Genomic DNA, 18,935 nt, shown 5'->3' with positions numbered 1-18,935 from the left:
CCGTGCGACCTTGGCGGCTCTGTCGGCACAAACCGACAGATCACCGCAAAACGCCCTCGTCAGCGTTTGTCTGAGAGAAGGAAGAAGGTGGGCGGAACATGGCCGCCACCCAGAGGATCGCCGCGGGCGCCATGGTCGCCGCGGCCTGTGCCGCGTCGCTGACCGGTTGCGCGACCGGCTCCAGCGGTTCGACGGAAGGGGCGCCCGGCCCGCAGAAGGGAGCGGCGGCGCCGGGCAGCGTGCTCCGTCTGATCGGCGACGGCTCCACCGCGTACACCGGGACGCAGCCGCACCTGCCCACACCCGAGCGGCTCGAGCCCGGCCGGAAACCTCCCCAGTTCGTGGTCTTCTCCTGGGACGGCGCGGGCGAGGACAGCCAGAAGCTGTTCTCCCACTTCCGCAAGGTCGCCAAGGCCAACAACGCCACCATGACCTACTTCCTCAGCGGCGTGTACCTGCTGCCGGAGGAGAAGCGCGATCTCTACCGGCCACCGCAGCACGAGCAGGGCAGCTCCGAGATCGGCTTCAACGACGATCAGGGCATCGCCGACACCGTCAAGCAGTTGCGGCTGGCCTGGCTGGAGGGCAACGAGATCGGCACCCACTTCAACGGCCACTTCTGCGGCAACGAGGGCGGAGTCGGCAAGTGGTCGGTGGCGGAGTGGAAGAGCGAGATCGCCCAGGCCAAGCAGTTCGTGAAGAACTGGAAGACCAACACCGGCATGAAGCAGGCGCCGCCGCTGCCCTTCGACTACGACAAGGAGCTCATCGGCGGCCGCACCCCCTGCCTGGAGGGGCAGAAGAACTTCGTCGAGGCGGCCCGCGAGCTGGGCTTCCGCTATGACACCAGCGGGGTCAACGACCAGGTCTGGCCGAAGAAGAGGTCCGGACTGTGGGATCTGTCGATGCAGCTCGTGCCCTTCCCCGGGCACTCCTACGAGCAACTGACCATGGACTACAACTTCATGGTCAACCAGTCCGGCACCTCGACCCAGGGTGACCCGGACAAGTACGACTACTGGGGCGACCAGGTGCGGGACGGCCTGCTCAAGGGCTTCTACCGCGCCTACGACGGCAACCGCGCTCCCCTGGTCATCGGCAACCACTTCGAGTCCTGGAACGGCGGCACCTACATGCGCGCCATCGACGAGGTCGTCGAGCAGGTGTGCAACAAGCCCGAGGTGCGCTGCGTCTCCTTCCGGCAGCTCGCCGACTGGCTGGACGCCCAGGACCCGCAGGTGCTGGCCAGGCTGCGCACCCTGAAGGTGGGCGAGGTGCCCCGGCAGGGCTGGGCGTCCTTCCTGTCGGGCCGCACCGCCCCGGCCCCGAAGGGGGTGCCGGGCGCGCCGGCGGTCAGGCAGTAGCCACCGGGGCGGTGGCCGTCAGGCGGGCGCGGCCACCGCCTCGCTGAGCACGAATTCGGGGTCGACCTGCGCCGCCAGGTCGGCCCCCGTACGCTCATTGCCCCACGACTGGGCGTTCTTGAGGTGGAAGTGCACCATCTGACGGGTGTAGCGCTCCCAGTCCCGCAGCTCGTAGGTCGCGTCGACGGCGGCCCGAAGGGTGCGCAGAGCGCGGTAGTTGACGTCCTCCAGGAGCTCGAACCGGGGAGGCCGGCCCTTCTCCATCGCGCGCACCCAGTCCGAGTGCCCGACGGTCACCAGCAGGTCGTCCCCGACCTCCGCGCGCAGGAAGTCGATGTCGTCCTGGCCCTGCACCTTGTTGCCGACGACCTTCAGGGTGACGCCGAAGTCGCGGGCGTACTCCTTGTACTGGCGGTAGACGGACACCCCCTTACGGGTCGGCTCGGCGACGAGGAACGTGATGTCGAAGCGGGTGAACATGCCGGAGGCGAAGGAGTCCGAGCCCGCCGTCATGTCGACCACGACGTACTCGTCGCGGCCGTCGACCAGGTGGTTCAGGAACAGCTCCACCGCTCCCGTCTTGGAGTGGTAGCAGGCGACCCCCAGGTCGGCGGCCGTGAAGGGGCCGGTGACCATCAAACGGACGGCACCGCCGTCGAGTTCCACCGGCCGTGCGCAGGCGTCGTACACCGGGTTGGGATCCCGTACCCGCAGCAGTCGCGAGCCCTTCCCGGGCGGGGTTGTCTTGATCATCGTCGCGGAGGAGCCGATGCGCGGGTTGCTGCCGCGCAGATAGTCCTTGATCACCGACAGCCGTTCGCCCATCGCGGGCAGCGCGGCCGCCTGTGTCTCGTCGAGGCCGAGCGCGGCGCCGAGGTGCTGGTTGATGTCGGCGTCGATGGCGACGATCGGCGCGCCGCCCGCCGCGAGATGGCGGATGAAGAGGGAGGACAGCGTGGTCTTGCCGCTGCCGCCCTTCCCGACGAAAGCAATTTTCATGTTCACCAAGCGTAGTGAAGCGATAGCTGTGTGTGTCGATGGGAGTGAAGAAGACCACTCCTTCGTGGGGTGTGGCGCCGGGGTGCGTAGGGTCGTACTCATGAGTACGACAGGCGCGTCCGCCGATCCGCTTGCGGCCTTGGGCTCACTGCCCGGTGTGGCCGAGTCCGTGGAGTCCGTGCGCAAGGCCGTGGACCGGGTCTACGGACACCGGATCATGCGGCGCCGCAGCAACGCGGTCACCTCCGAGGCGGCGCTGCGCGGCGCCCGCGGTTCCGCGGCGCTGTCCGGTGCCGACTGGGCCCTGGAGGAGGTGCGCCGGCGCACCGACTTCAGCGGCGACGACGAGGCACGCGTGGTGGGCGCGGCCCTGAGGCTGACCGCGGAGGCCGGCCAGTTGCTGTCCATCTGGCGGCAGTCTCCCCTCCGGGTGCTGGCCAGGCTGCACCTGGTGGCCGCGGCGGGCAAGGACGACGAGGTGGGACGGCCGCGCCAGGCGGGCGAGCCGGTCGACGAGTCGCTGATCGAGCTCGCGCTGCCGGACGCGGCCGAGGTGTCCGGCCGGCTGGAGGGACTCTCCCAGCTGATCATCGCGGGCAGTTCGGCGCCCGCGCTGGTGACGGCCGCCGTCGTGCACGGCGAGCTCCTCGCGCTGCGCCCCTTCGTGTCCCACAACGGCCTGGTCGCGCGCACGGCCGAGCGGATCGTCCTGATCGGCAGCGGCCTGGACCCGAAGGCGATCTGCCCGGCCGAGGTGGGCCACGCCGAACTCGGCCGCGCGGCCTACCTCGCGGCCCTGGACGGCTATGCCTCCGGGACTCCGGAGGGCATGGCGGCGTGGATCGCCCACTGCGGCCGGGCGGTTGAGCTGGGCGTGCGTGAGTCGACCGCGGTGTGCGAGGCGCTGCAGCGCGGGGCGGCCTGACGAAAAAAGCCCCCGTGAGGGGGCTGAACAGGGTTGCGGCGGTACGAGTGACTCGTACCGCCGCTGGCATGCCCAACGAGTTACCAGGCGTCCTCGATATGTTGCCCATCAGGCCGGGAACTTTGCCCGTCACCTGGTGCGGCTGGCCCGTAATCGACGGGTCGACGTCGCGTGGGTGCCCGATGTTCATGCGAGGTCCGTGGGCCAAATGCGTATTAAAAGGGGATCCTCTCGGATGTCCTTCGGTCTCGCGGGCCTTAAGTCATTTGTACTGCAAGCCCGGAGCAAGCGGAACCCCCGCCCACGCTTCTTTACTTTTTAGGCCCAAACAGGTTCCAAATGGGTCAGGCCATGGAGCCGCGGCGTCGGCTGGTGTACCAGACGAGGCCGGCGGTGGCCGCGGCCGCGCCTATCGCCGCCGCCGCGACGAGGGTCGGCCGCGGCGGTACGGAGAGTCTGGGCAGCCGCTTTTTGAGGCGCACCGGGCGGTGGAAGTCCAGGATCGGCCACCCGCGCGCGAGTGCCTCGCGGCGCAGTGTGCGGTCGGGGTTCACGGCGTGCGGGTGCCCGACGGTCTCGAGCATCGGCAGATCGGTCGCCGAGTCGCTGTAGGCGTAGCAGCGGGAGAGGTCGTACCCCTCCGACTCGGCCAGCTCCCTGATGGCTTCGGCCTTCGTCGGGCCGTAGGCGTAGTACTCCACCTCGCCGGTGAAGCAGCCGTCGTCGCCGACGACCATGCGGGTGGCGACCACCCGGTCCGCTCCGAGCAGCTCGCCGATCGGCTCGACCACCTCGGCGCCCGACGTGGAGACGATCACCACGTCGCGTCCGGCCATGTGGTGCCGCTCGATGAGGGAGGCGGCCTCGTCGTAGATGATCGGGTCGATCAGGTCGTGCAGGGTCTCGGCGACGATCTCCTTCACCTGCCGCACGTTCCAGCCGCGGCACAGGGTCGACAGGTACTCGCGCATGCGCTCCATCTGGTCGTGGTCGAGGCCGCCGACCAGGAAGACGAACTGGGCATAGGCGGTACGCAAGGCGGCCCTGCGGTTGATCAGCCCGCCTTGGTAGAACGACTTGCTGAAGGTGAGCGTGCTCGACTTCGCAATGACCGTCTTGTCCAGGTCAAAGAAGGCCGCTGTGCGGGGCAAGGAGTGGTTTTCCACGAGCATGAGCATAGGGGCCCACCATTCGGCGTAAGGTGGGGCGCGTGGGTTTGCCTGAGAGGGCTCTCGGGTACACCATGGAAGTCACGGATCGTTCGCGACCGTGCTAACCCGGTCCGACTCCTCCCCCCCCGAGTCGGCCGTGGGGACGACCCCCGCTCTCCCCCCCGGCGGGGGTCGTCGCATGTCCGGGTGGGTTTTCTCCTTGGTTCACGTGGTTGCCGGCCGCCGGTGTGCGGCGGTGACCACCGCTTCGGCATGCCCATAGTTCGTCACTCAGGGTAGCCGTCGGGCTGCTCTGCGGAAGTCGCACAGGGGTCGGTGCGGAGCTCACCGGTATGGGTGATGGCGATATTCACAACCGCTGAGTTGTCCACAGATTTCGACCAAGATCCACATGATTTCCGGGTTCGCCTCACCGTGATTCCAGCGCGCTCCGCCGTGGCGAGTTCATGGCCGGTTCTGTTTGCCGGAGCGTCTATGGCCGGTTCCGTATCGGCCGCTCATATGGAGGCCGCTTGCCGGTTCTTCACACGTTGGTGAATCGCGTGGCCGCAGGGGACTGCGCGCCCGACGCGGCGAAGGGGGAACACATCATGGCCGGAACCGTCACTCACGATCCGCCGCCCGAGACCTCGGGACGGCCGGCACAGCCGCTGATCGTCACCGAGGACACCGACCTCCTGGACGACCTGCTGCGCCTGTGCGCGGCGGCCGGCGCCACACCCGAGGTCCACCCCGGCGTACCGGAACGCGGCGGCGGCTGGGAGTCGGCCCCGCTCGTCCTGGTCGGCGACGACGCGGCACGGCGCGTGCGCGGGGCCGCGCGCCGGCGCGGAGTGGTGCTGGTCGGCCGCGACCAGGACGACGCCGGCATCTGGAAACGGGCCGTCGAGATCGGCGCCGACCACGTCCTGATGCTGCCCGAGGGCGAGCAGTGGCTGGTCGACCGCATCGCCGACGTCGCCGAGGGCGTCGGCCGCCCGGCGGTCACCGTCGGCGTCGTAGGAGGCCGGGGCGGGGCCGGCGCGTCCACGCTGGCCTGCGCGCTGGCCGTCACCTCCGCGCGCGAGGGACTGCGCACCCTGCTCGTGGACGCCGATCCGCTCGGCGGCGGACTCGACGTACTCCTCGGCGGAGAGACCGCCGAGGGACTGCGCTGGCCCGCCTTCGCCGCCTCCCGCGGCCGGGTCGGCGGCGGCGCCCTGGAGGAGTCGCTGCCGCAGTTGCACTCCCTGCGGGTGCTCAGCTGGGACCGCGGTGACTGCGTCGCCATCCCGCCCCAGGCCGTACGGGCGGTGCTCGCAGCCGCCCGGCGGCGCGGCGGCACGGTCGTCGTCGACCTGCCGCGCCGCCTGGACGACGGCGTCGCCGAGGCCCTCGCCCAGCTCGACCTCGCCCTCCTCGTGGTCCCGGCCGAACTGCGCGCCGTCGCGGCGGCCGGCCGGGTGGCGTCCGCCGTCGGCATGGTCCTGCGCGATCTCAGGGTGGCGGTACGAGGGCCGTACGCGCCCGGCCTCGACGACCGTGAGGTGGCCCGGCTGCTCGGCCTGCCCCTGGCCGGTGAGGTGCCCGTCGAGGCGGGACTGCTGCGCCCGCACGACGGCGGCGAACCGCCCGGCGCGGCCGGCCGCGGGCCGCTGGCGCGCTTCTGCAAGGAGTTCTGGGAGCGGACCCTGGCAGAGGCGGGTGGCGTATGAGCACGCTTCCCGGACTCCAGCGAGCGGACTCCCCGGCGCTGCTCGACGGCGTGCGGCGGTGGCTGGCCGAGAGCGGGGCCGAACCGACACCCGCGCGCGTGGCACAGGCGCTGCGCGAACAGGGGCGGGTGCTCGGCGACGCCGAAGTCCTGGGCGCCGCCGAGCGGTTGCGGTCCGAACTGGTGGGCAGCGGCCCGCTGGAACCGCTGCTCGCCGACCCGTCGGTCACCGACGTCCTGGTGTCGGCCCCGGACCGGGTGTGGGTGGACCGGGGCGGCGGACTGGAGCTGACCGGGGTCACCTTCCCCGACGCGGCGGCCGTACGACGCCTCGCGCAGCGGCTCGCCGCGGTGGCCGGACGCCGGCTCGACGACGCCCGGCCCTGGGCCGACGCCCGGCTGCCCGACGGGACCCGGCTGCACGCGGTGCTGCCCCCGGTGGCCGTCGGCTGCACCTGCCTGTCCCTGCGGGTGGTGCGCCCCCGGGCGTTCACGCTCGGCGAACTGGTCGCCGCGGGCACGGTGCCGCCCGGCGGGGACCGGGTTCTGCGGGCGCTGCTCGGGGCCCGGCTGTCCTTCCTGGTCAGCGGTGGCACGGGCAGCGGCAAGACGACGCTGCTTAGCGCGCTGCTCGGGCTGGTCGGGCCGGACGAGCGGATCGTGCTCGCCGAGGACTCCGCGGAGCTGCGGCCGGACCATCCGCACGTCGTACGGCTGGAGACCAGACCCGCCAACCAGGAGGGGGCGGGCCTGGTCACCCTCGAGGACCTGGTGCGGCAGGCGCTGCGGATGCGTCCCGACCGGCTGGTCGTGGGCGAGGTGCGGGGCGCCGAGGTGGTGCACCTGCTGGCCGCGCTCAACACCGGTCACGAGGGCGGCTGCGGCACGGTGCACGCCAACGCGGCGGCGGACGTTCCGGCCCGCCTGGAGGCGCTGGGCACGGCCGCCGGGCTCGACCGGGCGGCCCTGCACAGCCAGTTGGCCGCCGCCCTGTCGGTGGTGCTGCACCTGGTACGCGACCGGACCGGCCGGCGCCGCATCGCCGAGGTGCACGTGCTGGAGCGGGATCCCTCGGGGCTGGTGCGGACGGTGCCGGCGCTGCGCTGGGGCCCGCGGGCGTTCGCGCGGGAGCGGGGGTGGGAGCGGCTGCGGGGGCTGCTGCGCGGTGAGACCGGTGGCGAGGCGAATGGCTACGGCGATGGAGGAGGCGGGAGCGATGGGTGAGGTCTCGACGACCGACGTGTCGATGGGCGCCGCCCTGGCGTGTGTCGGCGCGGCGGTGTGGCTGACGGGCGGACGGCACTGCGGGGCGCGGCGGGCGCGGCTGCTGCTGGCCGGAGGTGGGGTGGTGGGGACCGGCCCGCCCTCCGCCCAGTGGATCCTCGGTGAACTGCGGCGGCTGCGCGGCCGGTTGCGGAGTGAGTGGTGGTCGCCGGCCGCCGGGCTGGTGCTGGCGCTGCTGGGCTCCTCGGTCGTGCCGGCCGTCGCGGGGGCGGCCGGAGTGCCGGTGCTGCGCCGGCTGCGGCTGGCCCGTGAGGCGCGGCGGGCGCGCGAGCGGTGCGGGGACGCGGTGATCGCGCTGTGCGGGGCGCTCGCCGGTGAGGTGCGCGCCGGACGGCAGCCCGGGGAGGCGCTGTTGTACGCCGCGCGGGACTCCGGCGGGCTCGGGGAGGCGCAGGCGGCCGTGCTCGCGGCGGCGAGGTTCGGCGGGGATGTGCCGGGCGCGCTCGCGGGGGCGGCCCGCCAACCGGGCGCCGAGGGGCTGTTGGGGCTCGCGGCCTGCTGGCGGGTGGCCGTGGACCAGGGCGCCGGGCTCGCGGCCGGGCTCGACCGGCTCGATGCGGCCCTGCGTGCTGAGCGGGACCAACGCGCCGACCTGCGCGCCCAGTTGGCGGGCGCCCGGGCCACGGCGGTGATGCTCGCCGCTCTGCCGGCCCTGGGCCTGCTGCTCGGCACGGCCATGGGCGCCGGCCCGCTGCACGTGCTGCTGCACACCGGGGCGGGGCTGGGCTGTCTGCTGGTCGGCGGGCTGCTGGAGGCCGCCGGGCTGTGGTGGTCGGCGCGGATCGTGCGGGGAGCGGAGGCGGTATGAGCACCGACGTCGTCCACAGGCTGGGGATGACCGTCGCGGCGGCCCTGGCCCTCGCATGGCTCGCACGGCGGCTCGACGCGGCGCGGCGCGAGCGCCGGGCGCGACGCCGGCTGGCCGGACTGCTGGCCCTGGAGACCGCGGCCCCTCGGCGGCCCGTCGAGGTGCGCGGTGCCGTACGGCGGTGGCTGCCCGTGGCCGGGGTGGTGGCCGCCGGGTGGGCGCTGGTCGGCGGAGTCCCCGGGGTGGCGGTGGGCCTGGGGGCCGCCGCGGGGCTGTGGCGGTGGCGGCACCGGCAAGGGGAGAGCGCGGGACGGACGGCGCGGTTCGACGCCGCCTCGGCCGCCCGTCAACTCCCGCTCGCCGCGGACCTCCTGGCCGCCTGCATCGCGGCCGGTGCCGGGCCGGTGATCGCTTCCCAGGCCGTCGGCGAGGCCCTCGGGGGGCCCGTCGGGGAGGCACTGGAGCGGGGTGCGGCGGAAGTGCGGCTGGGCGGCGAACCGGCGGACGCCTGGCGCCTGTTGGCCTCGATGCCGGGTGCCGAGGCGCTGGCCCGGCTGCTGGAGCGGGCGGACGAGTCGGGGCTCCCGGCCGCAGCGCCGGTCGCACGGCTCGCGGCGGACGCGCGCGCGGACTGGGCGCGGGGCGCGACGGCACGGGCCCGCCGGGCGGCCGTTCTGGTCAGCGCACCGGTGGGGCTGTGCTTCCTGCCCGCCTTCGTCGCGGTCGGCGTCCTGCCCGTGGTGATCGGGCTGGCGAGCGGAGTGGCGGGAGGAGGTGGTGGCTGAACGGAGGCGGCAGCAGGGATGAAACCGGCGAAGTGATCAGTAGTGGTCGATGGAACGAACCTCACGGGGGTTGAGATGGGCAAGAGGCTGAAGGACGCGGGGCGACGGCTGCGGGCGCGGTGGCGCCGGGACACGGGAATGGTCACCTCGGAGTACGCCATGGGCATCGTCGCGGCGGTGGGGTTCGCCCTGCTGCTCTACGAGGTCGTGACGAGCGGTCAGGTCCGGGCGGAACTGCAGGCCATCGTGAAGCGAGCCCTCAGTGCGCGGATGTGAGCGAGGGGCGGCCGACAGGGGGTTCGTGACCGCCGAGGCGGCCGTGGTGCTGCCGGTGCTGGTGGCGTTCACCATGACGCTGGTCTGGGCGCTGTTAGCGGTGGCCGCGCGGATCCAGTGCGTGGACGCCGCGCGCACCGGCGCCCGGGCGGCGGCCCGCCAGGACGCCCCCGACGCGGTCGTGGCGGTGACCCGTGCGGCGGCACCGTCCGGCGCGCGGGTCACCGTGGCCCGCGAAGGCGACCACGTGCGCGTGACGGTCGTCGCGAGGCCGCCGGTGCTGACCGGCCTGCCCTTCGAGGTGCGGGAGGAGGCCGTGGCCGCGGCGGAGGAGACGGCGGGGGCGGGGCCATGAGATGCCGTTCCTCGTGCCGCGGCTCCGACCGGGGGTCCGCCACCGTGTGGAGCGTCGCCGGGATCGCCGTGCTGTGCGTGGTCTTCGGTGTCGTCCTCGCCCTGGGCCAGGCCGTGGTCGTCCGGCACCGCGCGGCCGGCGGCGCGGACCTCGCGGCGCTCGCGGCGGCGGACCACTGGGCCGACGGCCGCACGGCGGCCTGCGCCCGGGCCGGCCGGGTGGCGCGGGCCCAGGGGGCGCGGCTGGTGCGGTGCGCGCTCGTGGGTGAGACCTCGGACGTGACGGCGGCGTCGGGCCGGGGGCCGTTCGCGGCGGAGGTCAGGTCACGGGCGGGTCCCGCGGGACCGACAGGCACGGCGCCTGCGCGGAGTCTTCCGTCCCCTCTTCGGCCGGCTTCTCCTGCGGCGCGCCCCGCAACAGCACCGTGAGCAGGCGCACCGCGCCCCGCTTGTGCAGCGGATCATTGCCGTTGCCGCACTTGGGGGACTGGATGCAGGACGGGCAGCCGGCGTCGCACTCGCAGGAGGCGATGGCCTGGTGGGTGGCGGTCAGCCAGTCGCGGGCGGTGTGGAAGGCGCGCTCCGCGAAGCCCGCGCCGCCGGGGTGGCCGTCGTACACGAAGACCGTGGGCAGCAGCGTGTCCGGGTGCAGCGGGACCGACACGCCGCCGATGTCCCAGCGGTCGCAGGTCGCGAAGAGCGGCAGCATGCCGATCGAGGCATGCTCGGCGGCGTGCAGGGCGCCGCCGAGGATCTCCGGGTTGATCCGGGCCTCGTCCAGCTGGTCCTCGGTGACCGTCCACCACACCGCACGCGTGCGCAGCGTACGAGGAGGGAGGTCGAGCTTCGTCTCGCCCAGCACTTCACCGGTGATCACACGCCGGCGCAGATAGGAGACCACCTGGTTGGTGACCTCCACCGAGCCGTAGCACAGCCGTCCCGCGCCCCAGGAGATCTCGGTGTCCGTCTCCAGGACGGAGATCGCCGTCGTGTCGCGGGCGACCGTGGAGTAGGGCGGGTCGGCCTGCTCGACCAGGGCGACGGAGTCCTCCAGGTCGAGGGAGCGCACCAGGTACGTACGGCCCTGGTGCAGGTGCACCGCGCCCTCGTGCACCGTCGAGTGCGCGGCCGAGGCGTCCACCGTGCCGAGGAGGCGTCCGGTGGCCTCCTCGACGACCTGCACGGGCCGGCCGCCCTCGCCGCGGATGTCGGTCAGGTCGGCGGCCCGCTCCCGGCGGGTCCAGTGCCAGGCCTTCGTACGGCGGCGCAGCAGCTTCGCGGCCTCCAGCTGCGGCAGCAGCTCCGCGCAGGCGGGGCCGAACAGCTCCAGGTCCTCCTCGGTGAGCGGGATCTCCGCGGCGGCCGCGCACAGGTGCGGGGCGAGGACGTAGGGGTTGTCGGGGTCGAGGACGGTGGATTCCACCGGTTGGTCGAACAGGGCCTCGGGATGGTGGACCAGGAAGGTGTCCAGCGGGTCGTCGCGGGCGACCAGCACCGCCAAGGCGCCCTGGCCGGAGCGGCCCGCCCGGCCCGCCTGCTGCCACAGGGACGCGCGCGTGCCGGGGTATCCGGCGATCACCACGGCATCCAGGCCGGAGACGTCCACGCCGAGCTCCAGGGCCGTCGTCGCGGCGAGGCCGAGGAGTTCGCCGGAGTGCAGGGCGCGTTCCAGGGCGCGGCGCTCCTCGGGGAGGTAGCCGCCGCGGTAGGCGGCGACACGCCGGGCCAGGGAGCGGTCGACCTCGGCCAGGCGTTCCTGGGCGATCACCGAGATCAGCTCGGCCCCGCGCCGGGAGCGCACGAAGGCGACCGAGCGGACGCCCTGCACGGTGAGGTCGGTCAGCAGGTCGGCCGTCTCGGCGGTGGCGGTACGGCGGACGGGCGCGCCCTTCTCGCCGTGCAGCTCGGTCAGCGGGGGCTCCCACAGGGCGAAGACGAGCTCCCCGCGCGGAGAGGCGTCGTCGGCGACCTCGACCACCGGCAGGCCGGTCAGTCGGCGGGCGGCCACGGAGGGCTCGGCGGCGGTCGCGGAGGCCAGCAGGAACACCGGCGAGGCGCCGTAGCGCGCGCACAGGCGGCGCAGCCGGCGCAGGACCTGGGCGACATGGGAGCCGAAGACGCCCCGGTAGGTGTGGCACTCGTCGATGACGACGTACTTGAGCGCCTTCAGGAAGGAGGCCCAGCGCGGGTGGGAGGGCAGGATGCCGCGGTGCAGCATGTCGGGGTTGGTGAGGACGTAGTTGGCGTACTGGCGGATCCACTCGCGTTCCTCGAACGGAGTATCGCCGTCGTACACGGCCGGGCGAACCGCGGTGCCCAGCGGTTGTGAAAGTTCCTTCACCGAACGGCACTGGTCGGCCGCGAGCGCCTTGGTGGGTGCCAGGTACAGGGCGGTGGCGCCTCGGCCGTTCGCCGTCTCGGCGCCATCCGTGAGGGTGGACAGGACGGGGACGAGGTAGGCGAGGGACTTGCCGGACGCCGTGCCCGTGGCGACGACCACCGAGTCGCCGTCCAGGGCGTGCTCGGCGGCGCGCGCCTGGTGGGCCCAGGGGTGCTCGATACCGCACGCCTGTACGGCGGCAATCACTTCCGAGCGAATTCGATCAGGCCAAACGGCATGGCGACCCGCGCGCGGGGGCAAGTGCTCCGTATGAGTGATGCGCGAAGCCCGGCTCGGCCCCGAGGCGAGCCGGTCCAGGACCGTGCCCGGGGAGAACCGGGTCGCGGGCTCCGCCGGAGGTCGATCGGATCGGTGATTCTTGGCCATCGGCACCGAGTGTGTCACTGACGTGACGGACAATGGAGCCAAGGCGTCGTGCACGCCTGCCGGTAAGTGATTGAATGCCATCGCGGCTGGCGATGCGTCCCGGGGGCCGCAAGCCGAGGTGCCCGAGGGGCGACCCGCTCGATAGCAAGGTGCTGGAGGATCCGTGGACCTGTCCCTGTCGACCCGTACCGTCGGCGATCGTACGGTCGTCGAGGTCGGTGGCGAAATCGACGTATATACCGCGCCAAAGTTGCGCGAGCAGCTGGTCGAGCTGGTGAACGACGGGAATTTCCACCTCGTCGTCGACATGGAGGGCGTGGACTTCCTCGACTCCACCGGGCTCGGCGTGCTGGTCGGCGGCCTGAAGCGGGTGCGTGCCCATGAGGGCTCGCTGCGCCTGGTCTGCAACCAGGAGCGCATTCTGAAGATCTTCCGCATCACCGGCCTCACCAAGGTGTTCCCGATTCACACCTCGGTCGAGGAAGCGGTGGCGGCCACCGACTGACTCGGGTCTCCCGAGCTGTCGAGGCGACCTGGGACCGGTGACCGGTCCGGTCGTCCGGTCGGCCCGTGTCCCGGGCGTCGATCGCCCGGGCGGAAGAAGTTCATCAGGGGGCCCGGGCTCTCGGCGGCCCGGCCCCCGACCGCACGCCCGTAGTTCCGAGGGGGACGCATGGCCACCGTTGAACTCCGCTTCAGCGCGCTGCCCGAGCACGTCAGGACCGCCCGGCTGGTGGCGGCAGCGGTGGCGCGCAGGGCCGGAGTGGACGAGGCCGTCCTGGACGAGGTCCGCCTCGCCGTGGGCGAGGCGTGCTCCCGTGCCGTCGGACTGCACCAGAGCGTCGGCATCACGGCGCCGGTGAAGGTGGCGCTGATCGAGGACGAGAAGCAGTTCTCCATCGAGGTCGGCGACGAGGCCCCGCACTCGGTCCCGGACGGTCACCCGACCGACGGAGCCGCCCCCGACGCGGACGTGGAGGCCGAGGAGGACGAGATGGGCCTCGCGGTCATCAGCGGCCTCGTCGACGACGTGGAGGTCTCCACCGGGGAACACGGCGGCCTGATCCGTATGACCTGGCCGACCACACCGCCGGCCGCCGCACTCGCCTGACCGACTCGCCTGACCGACTCGCCTGACCGACCCCGCATCACCCGAAGGGCCCTGCTCAGCAGGGTCCTTTTGTCTTATTGTCCGCACGCCACCAGAATTCGTGAATGAATTCACGATCAATCGCCCGATAATTTGATCAAGTGTCAATGGCTTTGAGGCATTACCTCTTTCGGGTTGAGTGGCGTGACGTCGATCATTTGCTGAAGAGCATGTGAAGGCCAATTCCGTTTACCGCGGTCTGTTTAGATCAGGTTCCGGTACCTAGAATCCGTCCACATCTTGAGCTCAGCCCAAGCGTCAAGGAGGACGAATGGCGGGGCTTTCTACCCCTCATCAGTTGGACCACCCCACAACCTTCGCAGCCGCAGTCCTGACCCACGACAACCGGATCATCGTGGCGGTCATCGCGGCCGTCGCCGTGGCCGCGCTCGTGGTCGCGGGCGTCCTGGTGCGCCAGGTCCTGGCGGCAGGCGAGGGCACCGACAGCATGAAAAAGATCGCGGAGGCGGTCCAGGAAGGCGCCAAGGCATATCTGGGCCGACAGTTGCGCACGCTCGGCGTATTCGCCGTCCTCGTGTTCTTCCTGCTCATGCTGCTGCCCGCGGACGACTGGAACCAGCGTGCCGGACGGTCGGTGTTCTTCCTGATCGGTGCCGCCTTCTCGGCGGCCACCGGCTATATCGGCATGTGGCTCGCGGTGCGCAGCAATGTGCGCGTCGCCGCCGCGGCCCGGGAAGCGACTCCGGCGGAGGGTGAGCCGGAAAAGGATCTCACCACCGTCTCGCACAAGGCCATGAAGATCGCTTTTCGCACGGGCGGCGTCGTCGGCATGTTCACGGTGGGGCTCGGCCTGCTGGGCGCCTCCTGTGTGGTGCTGGTGTACGCGGCCGACGCGCCGAAGGTGCTCGAGGGCTTCGGCCTCGGTGCCGCCCTCATCGCCATGTTCATGCGGGTCGGCGGCGGCATCTTCACCAAGGCCGCCGACGTCGGCGCCGACCTGGTCGGCAAGGTCGAACAGGGCATTCCGGAGGACGATCCGCGCAATGCCGCGACCATCGCCGACAACGTGGGCGACAACGTCGGCGACTGTGCCGGTATGGCGGCCGACCTGTTCGAGTCGTACGCGGTGACCCTGGTCGCCGCGCTGATCCTCGGCAAGGCGGCCTTCGGCGACGCCGGGCTCGCCTTCCCGCTGCTCGTGCCCGCGATCGGCGTGCTCACCGCGATGATCGGCATCTTCGCGGTCGCCCCGCGCCGCACCGACCGCAGCGGCATGACGGCGATCAACCGCGGCTTCTTCATCTCCGCGGTGATCTCGCTCGCCCTGGTGGCGGTGGCGGTCTTCGTCTACCTGCCCGCGAAGTACGCGGACCTCGACGGAGTCACCGACGCGGCGATCCGGGGCAAGGACGGCGACCCGCGGGTCCTTGCCCTGGTCGCGGTGGCCATCGGCATCCTGCTCGCCGCCGTGATCCAGCAGCTGACCGGCTACTTCACCGAGACCACCCGGCGTCCGGTGCGGGACATCGGCAAGACCTCCCTCACGGGCCCGGCCACCGTCGTCCTCGCCGGTATCTCGGTCGGTCTCGAATCGGCCGTCTACACCGCCCTGTTGATCGGCCTCGGCGTGTACGGGGCGTTCCTGCTCGGCGGTACGTCGATCATGCTGGCCCTGTTCGCGGTGGCGCTGGCCGGCACCGGCCTGCTCACCACGGTCGGCGTGATCGTCGCGATGGACACCTTCGGGCCGGTCTCCGACAACGCGCAGGGCATCGCCGAGATGTCCGGCGACGTCCAGGGCGCGGGCGCGCAGGTGCTCACCAACCTGGACGCGGTCGGCAACACCACCAAGGCCATCACCAAGGGCATCGCCATCGCCACCGCGGTGCTGGCGGCCTCGGCGCTCTTCGGGTCGTACCGGGACGCCATCACCACCGGCGCGCGCGACGTCGGGGAGAGAGTGTCCGGACCGGGTGCGCCGATGAACCTGATCATGGACATCTCGCAGCCCAACAACCTCGTCGGCCTGATCGCGGGCGCCGCGGTCGTCTTCCTCTTCTCGGGGCTGGCGATCAACGCGGTGTCGCGCTCGGCGGGTTCGGTGGTGTTCGAGGTGCGGCGGCAGTTCCGCGAGCACCCCGGGATCATGGACTACAGCGAGAAGCCCGAGTACGGCAAGGTCGTCGACATCTGTACCAAGGACGCCCTGCGGGAACTCGCCACGCCCGGTCTGCTCGCCGTGATGGCGCCCATCTTCATCGGGTTCACGCTCGGCGTCGGCGCGCTCGGCTCGTTTCTGGCGGGCGCGATCGGCGCGGGCACGCTGATGGCGGTGTTCCTCGCCAACTCCGGTGGCGCCTGGGACAACGCCAAGAAGCTGGTCGAGGACGGTCACCACGGCGGCAAGGGCAGCGACGCCCACGCGGCCACGGTGATCGGCGACACGGTCGGTGACCCGTTCAAGGACACCGCCGGTCCCGCGATCAACCCCCTGCTGAAGGTCATGAACCTGGTGTCGCTGCTGATCGCGCCCGCGGTCATCCGGTTCTCCTACGGCGACGACAAGAACACGGGTGTGCGGATCGCGATCGCGGTCCTCGCGCTGCTCGTCATCGTCGGCTCGGTGTACATCTCCAAGCGGCGCGGCATCGCCGTGGGGGACGAGGAGGGAAACGCGGAACGGGTGTCCAAGTCGGCTGACCCCGCGGTGGTTTCGTAGGCGGTCTTACGGGGCCTGCTCAAGGGGCGGGCGGGTGGCACGCGTTGACGTGCCGTCCGCCCGCCTCTGCGTTGTGGGCGCCACCTCACCGTGAGCCTTCTCTCGCAGGTTCAAATAGTGACAATACGGCTCTTAGCGGATGTTATGTCTGGGGTGTCCGCCGTGCGGCGTGTAGATTCCGGGGGCCGAGAGCCATGGAAGGGACCAAACCCGTGAACAAGAAGCTCGCGGCCGCGCTGTCCGGCGGTGCGGTACTGGCAGTGGCGCTGACGGGATGCAGTAGCGGCGACGAGGGCAACCCCAAGCTGGACGCGTGGGCCAAGCAGGTCTGCGACGCGGTGCCGGCGCAGGATGCCAAGATCAAGGCCGCCAACGCCGCCATCACGAAGACCGCCTCGGACACCAGCAACCCGCCGGCGACCATCCAGAAGACGGACTCGCAGGCGTTCCAGGACATGTCCGACGGCTACAAGGCGCTCGCCACGGCCATCAGCAGCGCCGGGGCGCCCCCCGGTGTGGACGACGGCGCCAAGCGGCAGAAGGACGCCGTCAAGAACCTCAACGATCTCTCCGCGGCCTACGCCGACCTGAAGAAGAAGGTCGACGCGCTGGACACGAAGAACCAGGGGAAGTTCGCCACCGGGCTGCACGACATCGCCGCCCAGATGACGGACCTGCAGAAGCAGAGCCAGAGCGGGACCGCCGCCCTGCAGAACCTGGAGCAGGGCGACGTCAAGGACGCCATCGCCAAGCAGGCGAGCTGCAAGAAGGTGTCCACGGCGTCGTCGGCCACCAGCAGCTGAGCCCGGCGCGCGGGTCACAATAGGGGCGTGAGTAACGCCACTCTGCCCTCGCTGCCGTCCCCCGACCGTCCCGACGTCGCCGCCCGGCTGCGCGACGCCCTGCTCGGCGCGTCCTTCACCGCCGACGGGCTGCTGGAGCTGCTCGGCGCCCCCGCGTACGCCGCGCTGGCCCGTAGTGAGACCGTGCCCGCGCTCCGGGCGACCCGCGGCGACACGCCCCTGGAGGCGCTCGTCCGGCTCTTCCTGCTCCAGCAGCCGGTGCCGCACGCGCGCGTGGCGGACGTCCTGCCCGTCGAGGAGTGCCTCGAGAGCGGGTGGCTGGTGCGCACGGGTGGCGACGAGGTCGCCGCGACCGTGGACGTACGGCCGTACGGCGGGCCCGGCGGCGAGGACTGGTTCATCGTGTCCGACCTCGGGTGCGCGGTGGGCGGCGCGGGCGGCATCGGCGGCCAGGGACGTCAGACGGATTCCGCGGTCGTGCTGGGCGTGGGCGGTGCCTCCACGACCCTCGCGGGCATCACCGTCCGTACGCCCGTCGCCTCCGCGCTCGACCTCGGCACCGGCTCCGGCATCCAGGCGCTGCACGCCACCCGGCACGCCACGCGCGTGACGGCGACCGACCTCAACCCGCGCGCGCTGCACATCACCGCGCTGACCCTCGCGCTGTCCGGCGCCCCCGCCGCCGACCTGCGCCCCGGCTCGCTGTTCGAGCCGGTCAAGGAGGGGGAGACGTACGACCTGATCGTGTCCAACCCGCCCTTCGTGATCTCGCCGGGCGCCCGGCTGACGTACCGCGACGGCGGGATGGGCGGGGACGATCTGTGCCGATCGCTCGTTCAAGGGGCGAGCGACCGCCTGAACCGGGGCGGCTTCGCGCAGTTCCTCGCCAACTGGCAGCACGTGGAGGGGGAGGACTGGCAGGACCGGCTCAGGTCGTGGGTGCCGCGCGGGTGCGACGCCTGGATCGTGCAGCGCGAGGTGCAGGACGTCGCGCAGTACGCCGAGCTGTGGCTGAGGGACGCGGGCGACCACCGCGGTGACCCGGCCGAGTACCAGGCGCGGTACGACGCCTGGCTGGAGGAGTTCGAGGCGCGGAAGGTCAAGGGGGTGGGCTTCGGCTGGATCACCCTGCGCAGGACGGATGCCGCCGAGCCCTCGGTCACCGTGGAGGAGTGGCCGCATCCGATCGAACAGCCACTCGGGGACACGATCCTGGCCCACTTCGAACGCCTCGACTACCTGCGGGAACACGACGACGCGGCCCTGCTCGCCGGGCATTTCAGGCTCGCCGCCGAGGTGGTCCAGGAGCAGGTCGGGCTGCCCGGCGCCGAGGACCCGGAGCACGTGGTGCTGCGCCAGCACCGCGGGATGCGCCGGGCCACCAAGGTGGACACGGTCGGCGCCGGCTTCGCGGGCGTCTGCGACGGCACGCTCAGCGCCGGCCGCATCCTGGACGCCATCGCCCAGCTCATGGGCGAGGACCCGGTACTGCTCCGCGACCGCACCCCGGCCCAGATCCGGCTCCTGGTCGAGCAGGGGTTCCTGGAACCGGCGAGCTGAGGGGCTCCCCCCGACGGCAGCCCAGACGGTGCCGCCCCGCCCGGTCGGCCGCAGCACACGCCCGCGACCGGCCGGACAGCGTCCACGCGGCCACGCCTCCGCCGCCACCGCACGCACCCGCCACCACAGGCGTCGGAAACCGGCCAAGAAGTGTGGGAATCGGACCGCGGTGATCCAGGGACTCGCCGATGACAAGAAATCGACGGGAAAAATATTGGCGCCCCGCTGGTCGCCCGGGGCGCGTGAGGGAGCGCGCGAGGGGTTGTCGGCCCGGCGTTCACCTCGGGTTCGCCCGCCCGCCGCCCGCGCGTGGCA

Annotated in this window: 17 protein-coding genes; 14 read left to right on the top strand and 3 right to left on the bottom strand. The window is 72.1% G+C overall.

Annotation, left to right across the window (positions count from 1 at the left end; all coding sequences use genetic code 11):
* Window positions 1-98 precede the first annotated feature (98 nt).
* Window positions 99-1,364: a polysaccharide deacetylase family protein gene (locus ACZ7L0_RS35530; protein WP_471246677.1), complete on the top strand. Its 1,266-nt coding sequence runs from the start codon at window positions 99-101 to the stop codon at window positions 1,362-1,364.
* Window positions 1,365-1,382: 18 nt separating this feature from the next.
* Here ACZ7L0_RS35530 and ACZ7L0_RS35525 read toward each other — a convergent pair whose 3' ends face one another.
* The gene (locus ACZ7L0_RS35525) at window positions 1,383-2,363 is read right to left on the bottom strand and encodes an ATP-binding protein (protein WP_471246676.1); all 981 of its coding nucleotides are present in this window, start codon (window positions 2,361-2,363) and stop codon (window positions 1,383-1,385) included.
* 100 nt (window positions 2,364-2,463) lie between these two features.
* Here ACZ7L0_RS35525 and ACZ7L0_RS35520 point away from each other — a divergent pair, with 100 nt between their 5' ends.
* Entirely contained in the window at window positions 2,464-3,288 is an 825-nt protein-coding gene (locus ACZ7L0_RS35520; RefSeq protein WP_471246675.1) for a Fic family protein, read from the top strand.
* Window positions 3,289-3,632: 344 nt separating this feature from the next.
* Here the strand turns inward: ACZ7L0_RS35520 and ACZ7L0_RS35515 are convergent, their stop codons facing one another.
* On the bottom strand, window positions 3,633-4,466 hold the full coding sequence (locus ACZ7L0_RS35515) for an HAD family hydrolase (RefSeq protein WP_471246674.1): 834 nt from the start codon (window positions 4,464-4,466) through the stop codon (window positions 3,633-3,635).
* Between the two features lie 584 nt (window positions 4,467-5,050).
* Here ACZ7L0_RS35515 and ssd point away from each other — a divergent pair.
* The 7 genes from ssd (at window position 5,051) to ACZ7L0_RS35480 (ending at window position 10,089) form a co-directional block, all read left to right on the top strand.
* Complete coding sequence (gene ssd / locus ACZ7L0_RS35510) at window positions 5,051-6,154, top strand: septum site-determining protein Ssd (protein WP_471246673.1); 1,104 nt, start codon at window positions 5,051-5,053, stop codon at window positions 6,152-6,154.
* Window positions 6,151-7,377, top strand: a complete 1,227-nt coding sequence (locus ACZ7L0_RS35505) for a TadA family conjugal transfer-associated ATPase (RefSeq protein ID WP_471246672.1) — start codon at window positions 6,151-6,153, stop codon at window positions 7,375-7,377. Before ssd ends, ACZ7L0_RS35505 begins: the two co-directional genes overlap by 4 nt.
* A complete protein-coding gene (locus ACZ7L0_RS35500; protein ID WP_471246671.1) occupies window positions 7,370-8,245 on the top strand; it encodes a type II secretion system F family protein in 876 nt (291 codons plus the stop codon). Before ACZ7L0_RS35505 ends, ACZ7L0_RS35500 begins: the two co-directional genes overlap by 8 nt.
* Window positions 8,242-9,030 carry a type II secretion system F family protein gene (locus ACZ7L0_RS35495; protein ID WP_471246670.1) on the top strand — a complete coding sequence of 263 codons (789 nt, stop codon included), beginning with the start codon at window positions 8,242-8,244 and terminating at the stop codon, window positions 9,028-9,030. Before ACZ7L0_RS35500 ends, ACZ7L0_RS35495 begins: the two co-directional genes overlap by 4 nt.
* A 75-nt stretch (window positions 9,031-9,105) precedes the next feature.
* Window positions 9,106-9,306: a DUF4244 domain-containing protein gene (locus ACZ7L0_RS35490; protein WP_471246669.1), complete on the top strand. Its 201-nt coding sequence runs from the start codon at window positions 9,106-9,108 to the stop codon at window positions 9,304-9,306.
* A 25-nt stretch (window positions 9,307-9,331) separates the two neighbouring features.
* A complete protein-coding gene (locus tag ACZ7L0_RS35485; RefSeq protein ID WP_471246668.1) occupies window positions 9,332-9,661 on the top strand; it encodes a TadE family type IV pilus minor pilin in 330 nt (109 codons plus the stop codon).
* Window positions 9,658-10,089 (top strand): Rv3654c family TadE-like protein, encoded by a 432-nt coding sequence (locus ACZ7L0_RS35480; RefSeq protein WP_471246667.1) that lies wholly within the window; start codon window positions 9,658-9,660, stop codon window positions 10,087-10,089. The genes ACZ7L0_RS35485 and ACZ7L0_RS35480 overlap by 4 nt, the downstream gene beginning before the upstream one ends.
* On the opposite strand, the gene ACZ7L0_RS35475 is transcribed toward ACZ7L0_RS35480, so the two are convergent.
* Entirely contained in the window at window positions 9,980-12,508 is a 2,529-nt protein-coding gene (locus ACZ7L0_RS35475; protein ID WP_471246666.1) for a DEAD/DEAH box helicase, read from the bottom strand. The genes ACZ7L0_RS35480 and ACZ7L0_RS35475 overlap by 110 nt on opposite strands.
* 82 nt (window positions 12,509-12,590) lie before the next feature.
* On the opposite strand from ACZ7L0_RS35475, the gene bldG reads away from it, so the two are divergent.
* From bldG to ACZ7L0_RS35450, 5 genes are all read left to right on the top strand, one after another.
* Window positions 12,591-12,932, top strand: a complete 342-nt coding sequence (gene bldG, locus ACZ7L0_RS35470) for an anti-sigma factor antagonist BldG (protein ID WP_010986038.1) — start codon at window positions 12,591-12,593, stop codon at window positions 12,930-12,932.
* Window positions 12,933-13,100: 168 nt separating this feature from the next.
* On the top strand, window positions 13,101-13,538 hold the full coding sequence (locus ACZ7L0_RS35465; RefSeq protein WP_471246665.1) for an ATP-binding protein: 438 nt from the start codon (window positions 13,101-13,103) through the stop codon (window positions 13,536-13,538).
* Between the two features lie 310 nt (window positions 13,539-13,848).
* Window positions 13,849-16,257: a sodium-translocating pyrophosphatase gene (locus ACZ7L0_RS35460; RefSeq protein ID WP_471246664.1), complete on the top strand. Its 2,409-nt coding sequence runs from the start codon at window positions 13,849-13,851 to the stop codon at window positions 16,255-16,257.
* A gap of 194 nt (window positions 16,258-16,451) precedes the next feature.
* Entirely contained in the window at window positions 16,452-17,060 is a 609-nt protein-coding gene (locus ACZ7L0_RS35455; protein ID WP_471246663.1) for a small secreted protein, read from the top strand.
* A 27-nt stretch (window positions 17,061-17,087) separates the two neighbouring features.
* Entirely contained in the window at window positions 17,088-18,620 is a 1,533-nt protein-coding gene (locus ACZ7L0_RS35450) for a DUF7059 domain-containing protein (protein ID WP_471246662.1), read from the top strand.
* Window positions 18,621-18,935: the final 315 nt, after the last annotated feature.

The organism is Streptomyces sp. NPDC039424, from assembly GCF_055639495.1.
This window is presented reverse-complemented; position numbering and strand designations above follow the sequence as displayed.

Bases quoted from the DNA above. Each gene is read 5' to 3' on its own strand.
- ACZ7L0_RS35530 (WP_471246677.1), top strand. From the start codon at position 99: ATGGCCGCCACCCAGAGGATCGCCGCGGGCGCCATGGTCGCCGCGGCC.
- ACZ7L0_RS35525 (WP_471246676.1), bottom strand. From the start codon at position 2,363: ATGAAAATTGCTTTCGTCGGGAAGGGCGGCAGCGGCAAGACCACGCTG.
- ACZ7L0_RS35520 (WP_471246675.1), top strand. From the start codon at position 2,464: ATGAGTACGACAGGCGCGTCCGCCGATCCGCTTGCGGCCTTGGGCTCA.
- ACZ7L0_RS35515 (WP_471246674.1), bottom strand. From the start codon at position 4,466: ATGCTCATGCTCGTGGAAAACCACTCCTTGCCCCGCACAGCGGCCTTC.
- ssd (WP_471246673.1), top strand. From the start codon at position 5,051: ATGGCCGGAACCGTCACTCACGATCCGCCGCCCGAGACCTCGGGACGG.
- ACZ7L0_RS35505 (WP_471246672.1), top strand. From the start codon at position 6,151: ATGAGCACGCTTCCCGGACTCCAGCGAGCGGACTCCCCGGCGCTGCTC.
- ACZ7L0_RS35500 (WP_471246671.1), top strand. From the start codon at position 7,370: ATGGGTGAGGTCTCGACGACCGACGTGTCGATGGGCGCCGCCCTGGCG.
- ACZ7L0_RS35495 (WP_471246670.1), top strand. From the start codon at position 8,242: ATGAGCACCGACGTCGTCCACAGGCTGGGGATGACCGTCGCGGCGGCC.
- ACZ7L0_RS35490 (WP_471246669.1), top strand. From the start codon at position 9,106: ATGGGCAAGAGGCTGAAGGACGCGGGGCGACGGCTGCGGGCGCGGTGG.
- ACZ7L0_RS35480 (WP_471246667.1), top strand. From the start codon at position 9,658: ATGAGATGCCGTTCCTCGTGCCGCGGCTCCGACCGGGGGTCCGCCACC.
- ACZ7L0_RS35475 (WP_471246666.1), bottom strand. From the start codon at position 12,508: ATGGCATTCAATCACTTACCGGCAGGCGTGCACGACGCCTTGGCTCCA.
- ACZ7L0_RS35465 (WP_471246665.1), top strand. From the start codon at position 13,101: ATGGCCACCGTTGAACTCCGCTTCAGCGCGCTGCCCGAGCACGTCAGG.
- ACZ7L0_RS35460 (WP_471246664.1), top strand. From the start codon at position 13,849: ATGGCGGGGCTTTCTACCCCTCATCAGTTGGACCACCCCACAACCTTC.
- ACZ7L0_RS35455 (WP_471246663.1), top strand. From the start codon at position 16,452: ATGGAAGGGACCAAACCCGTGAACAAGAAGCTCGCGGCCGCGCTGTCC.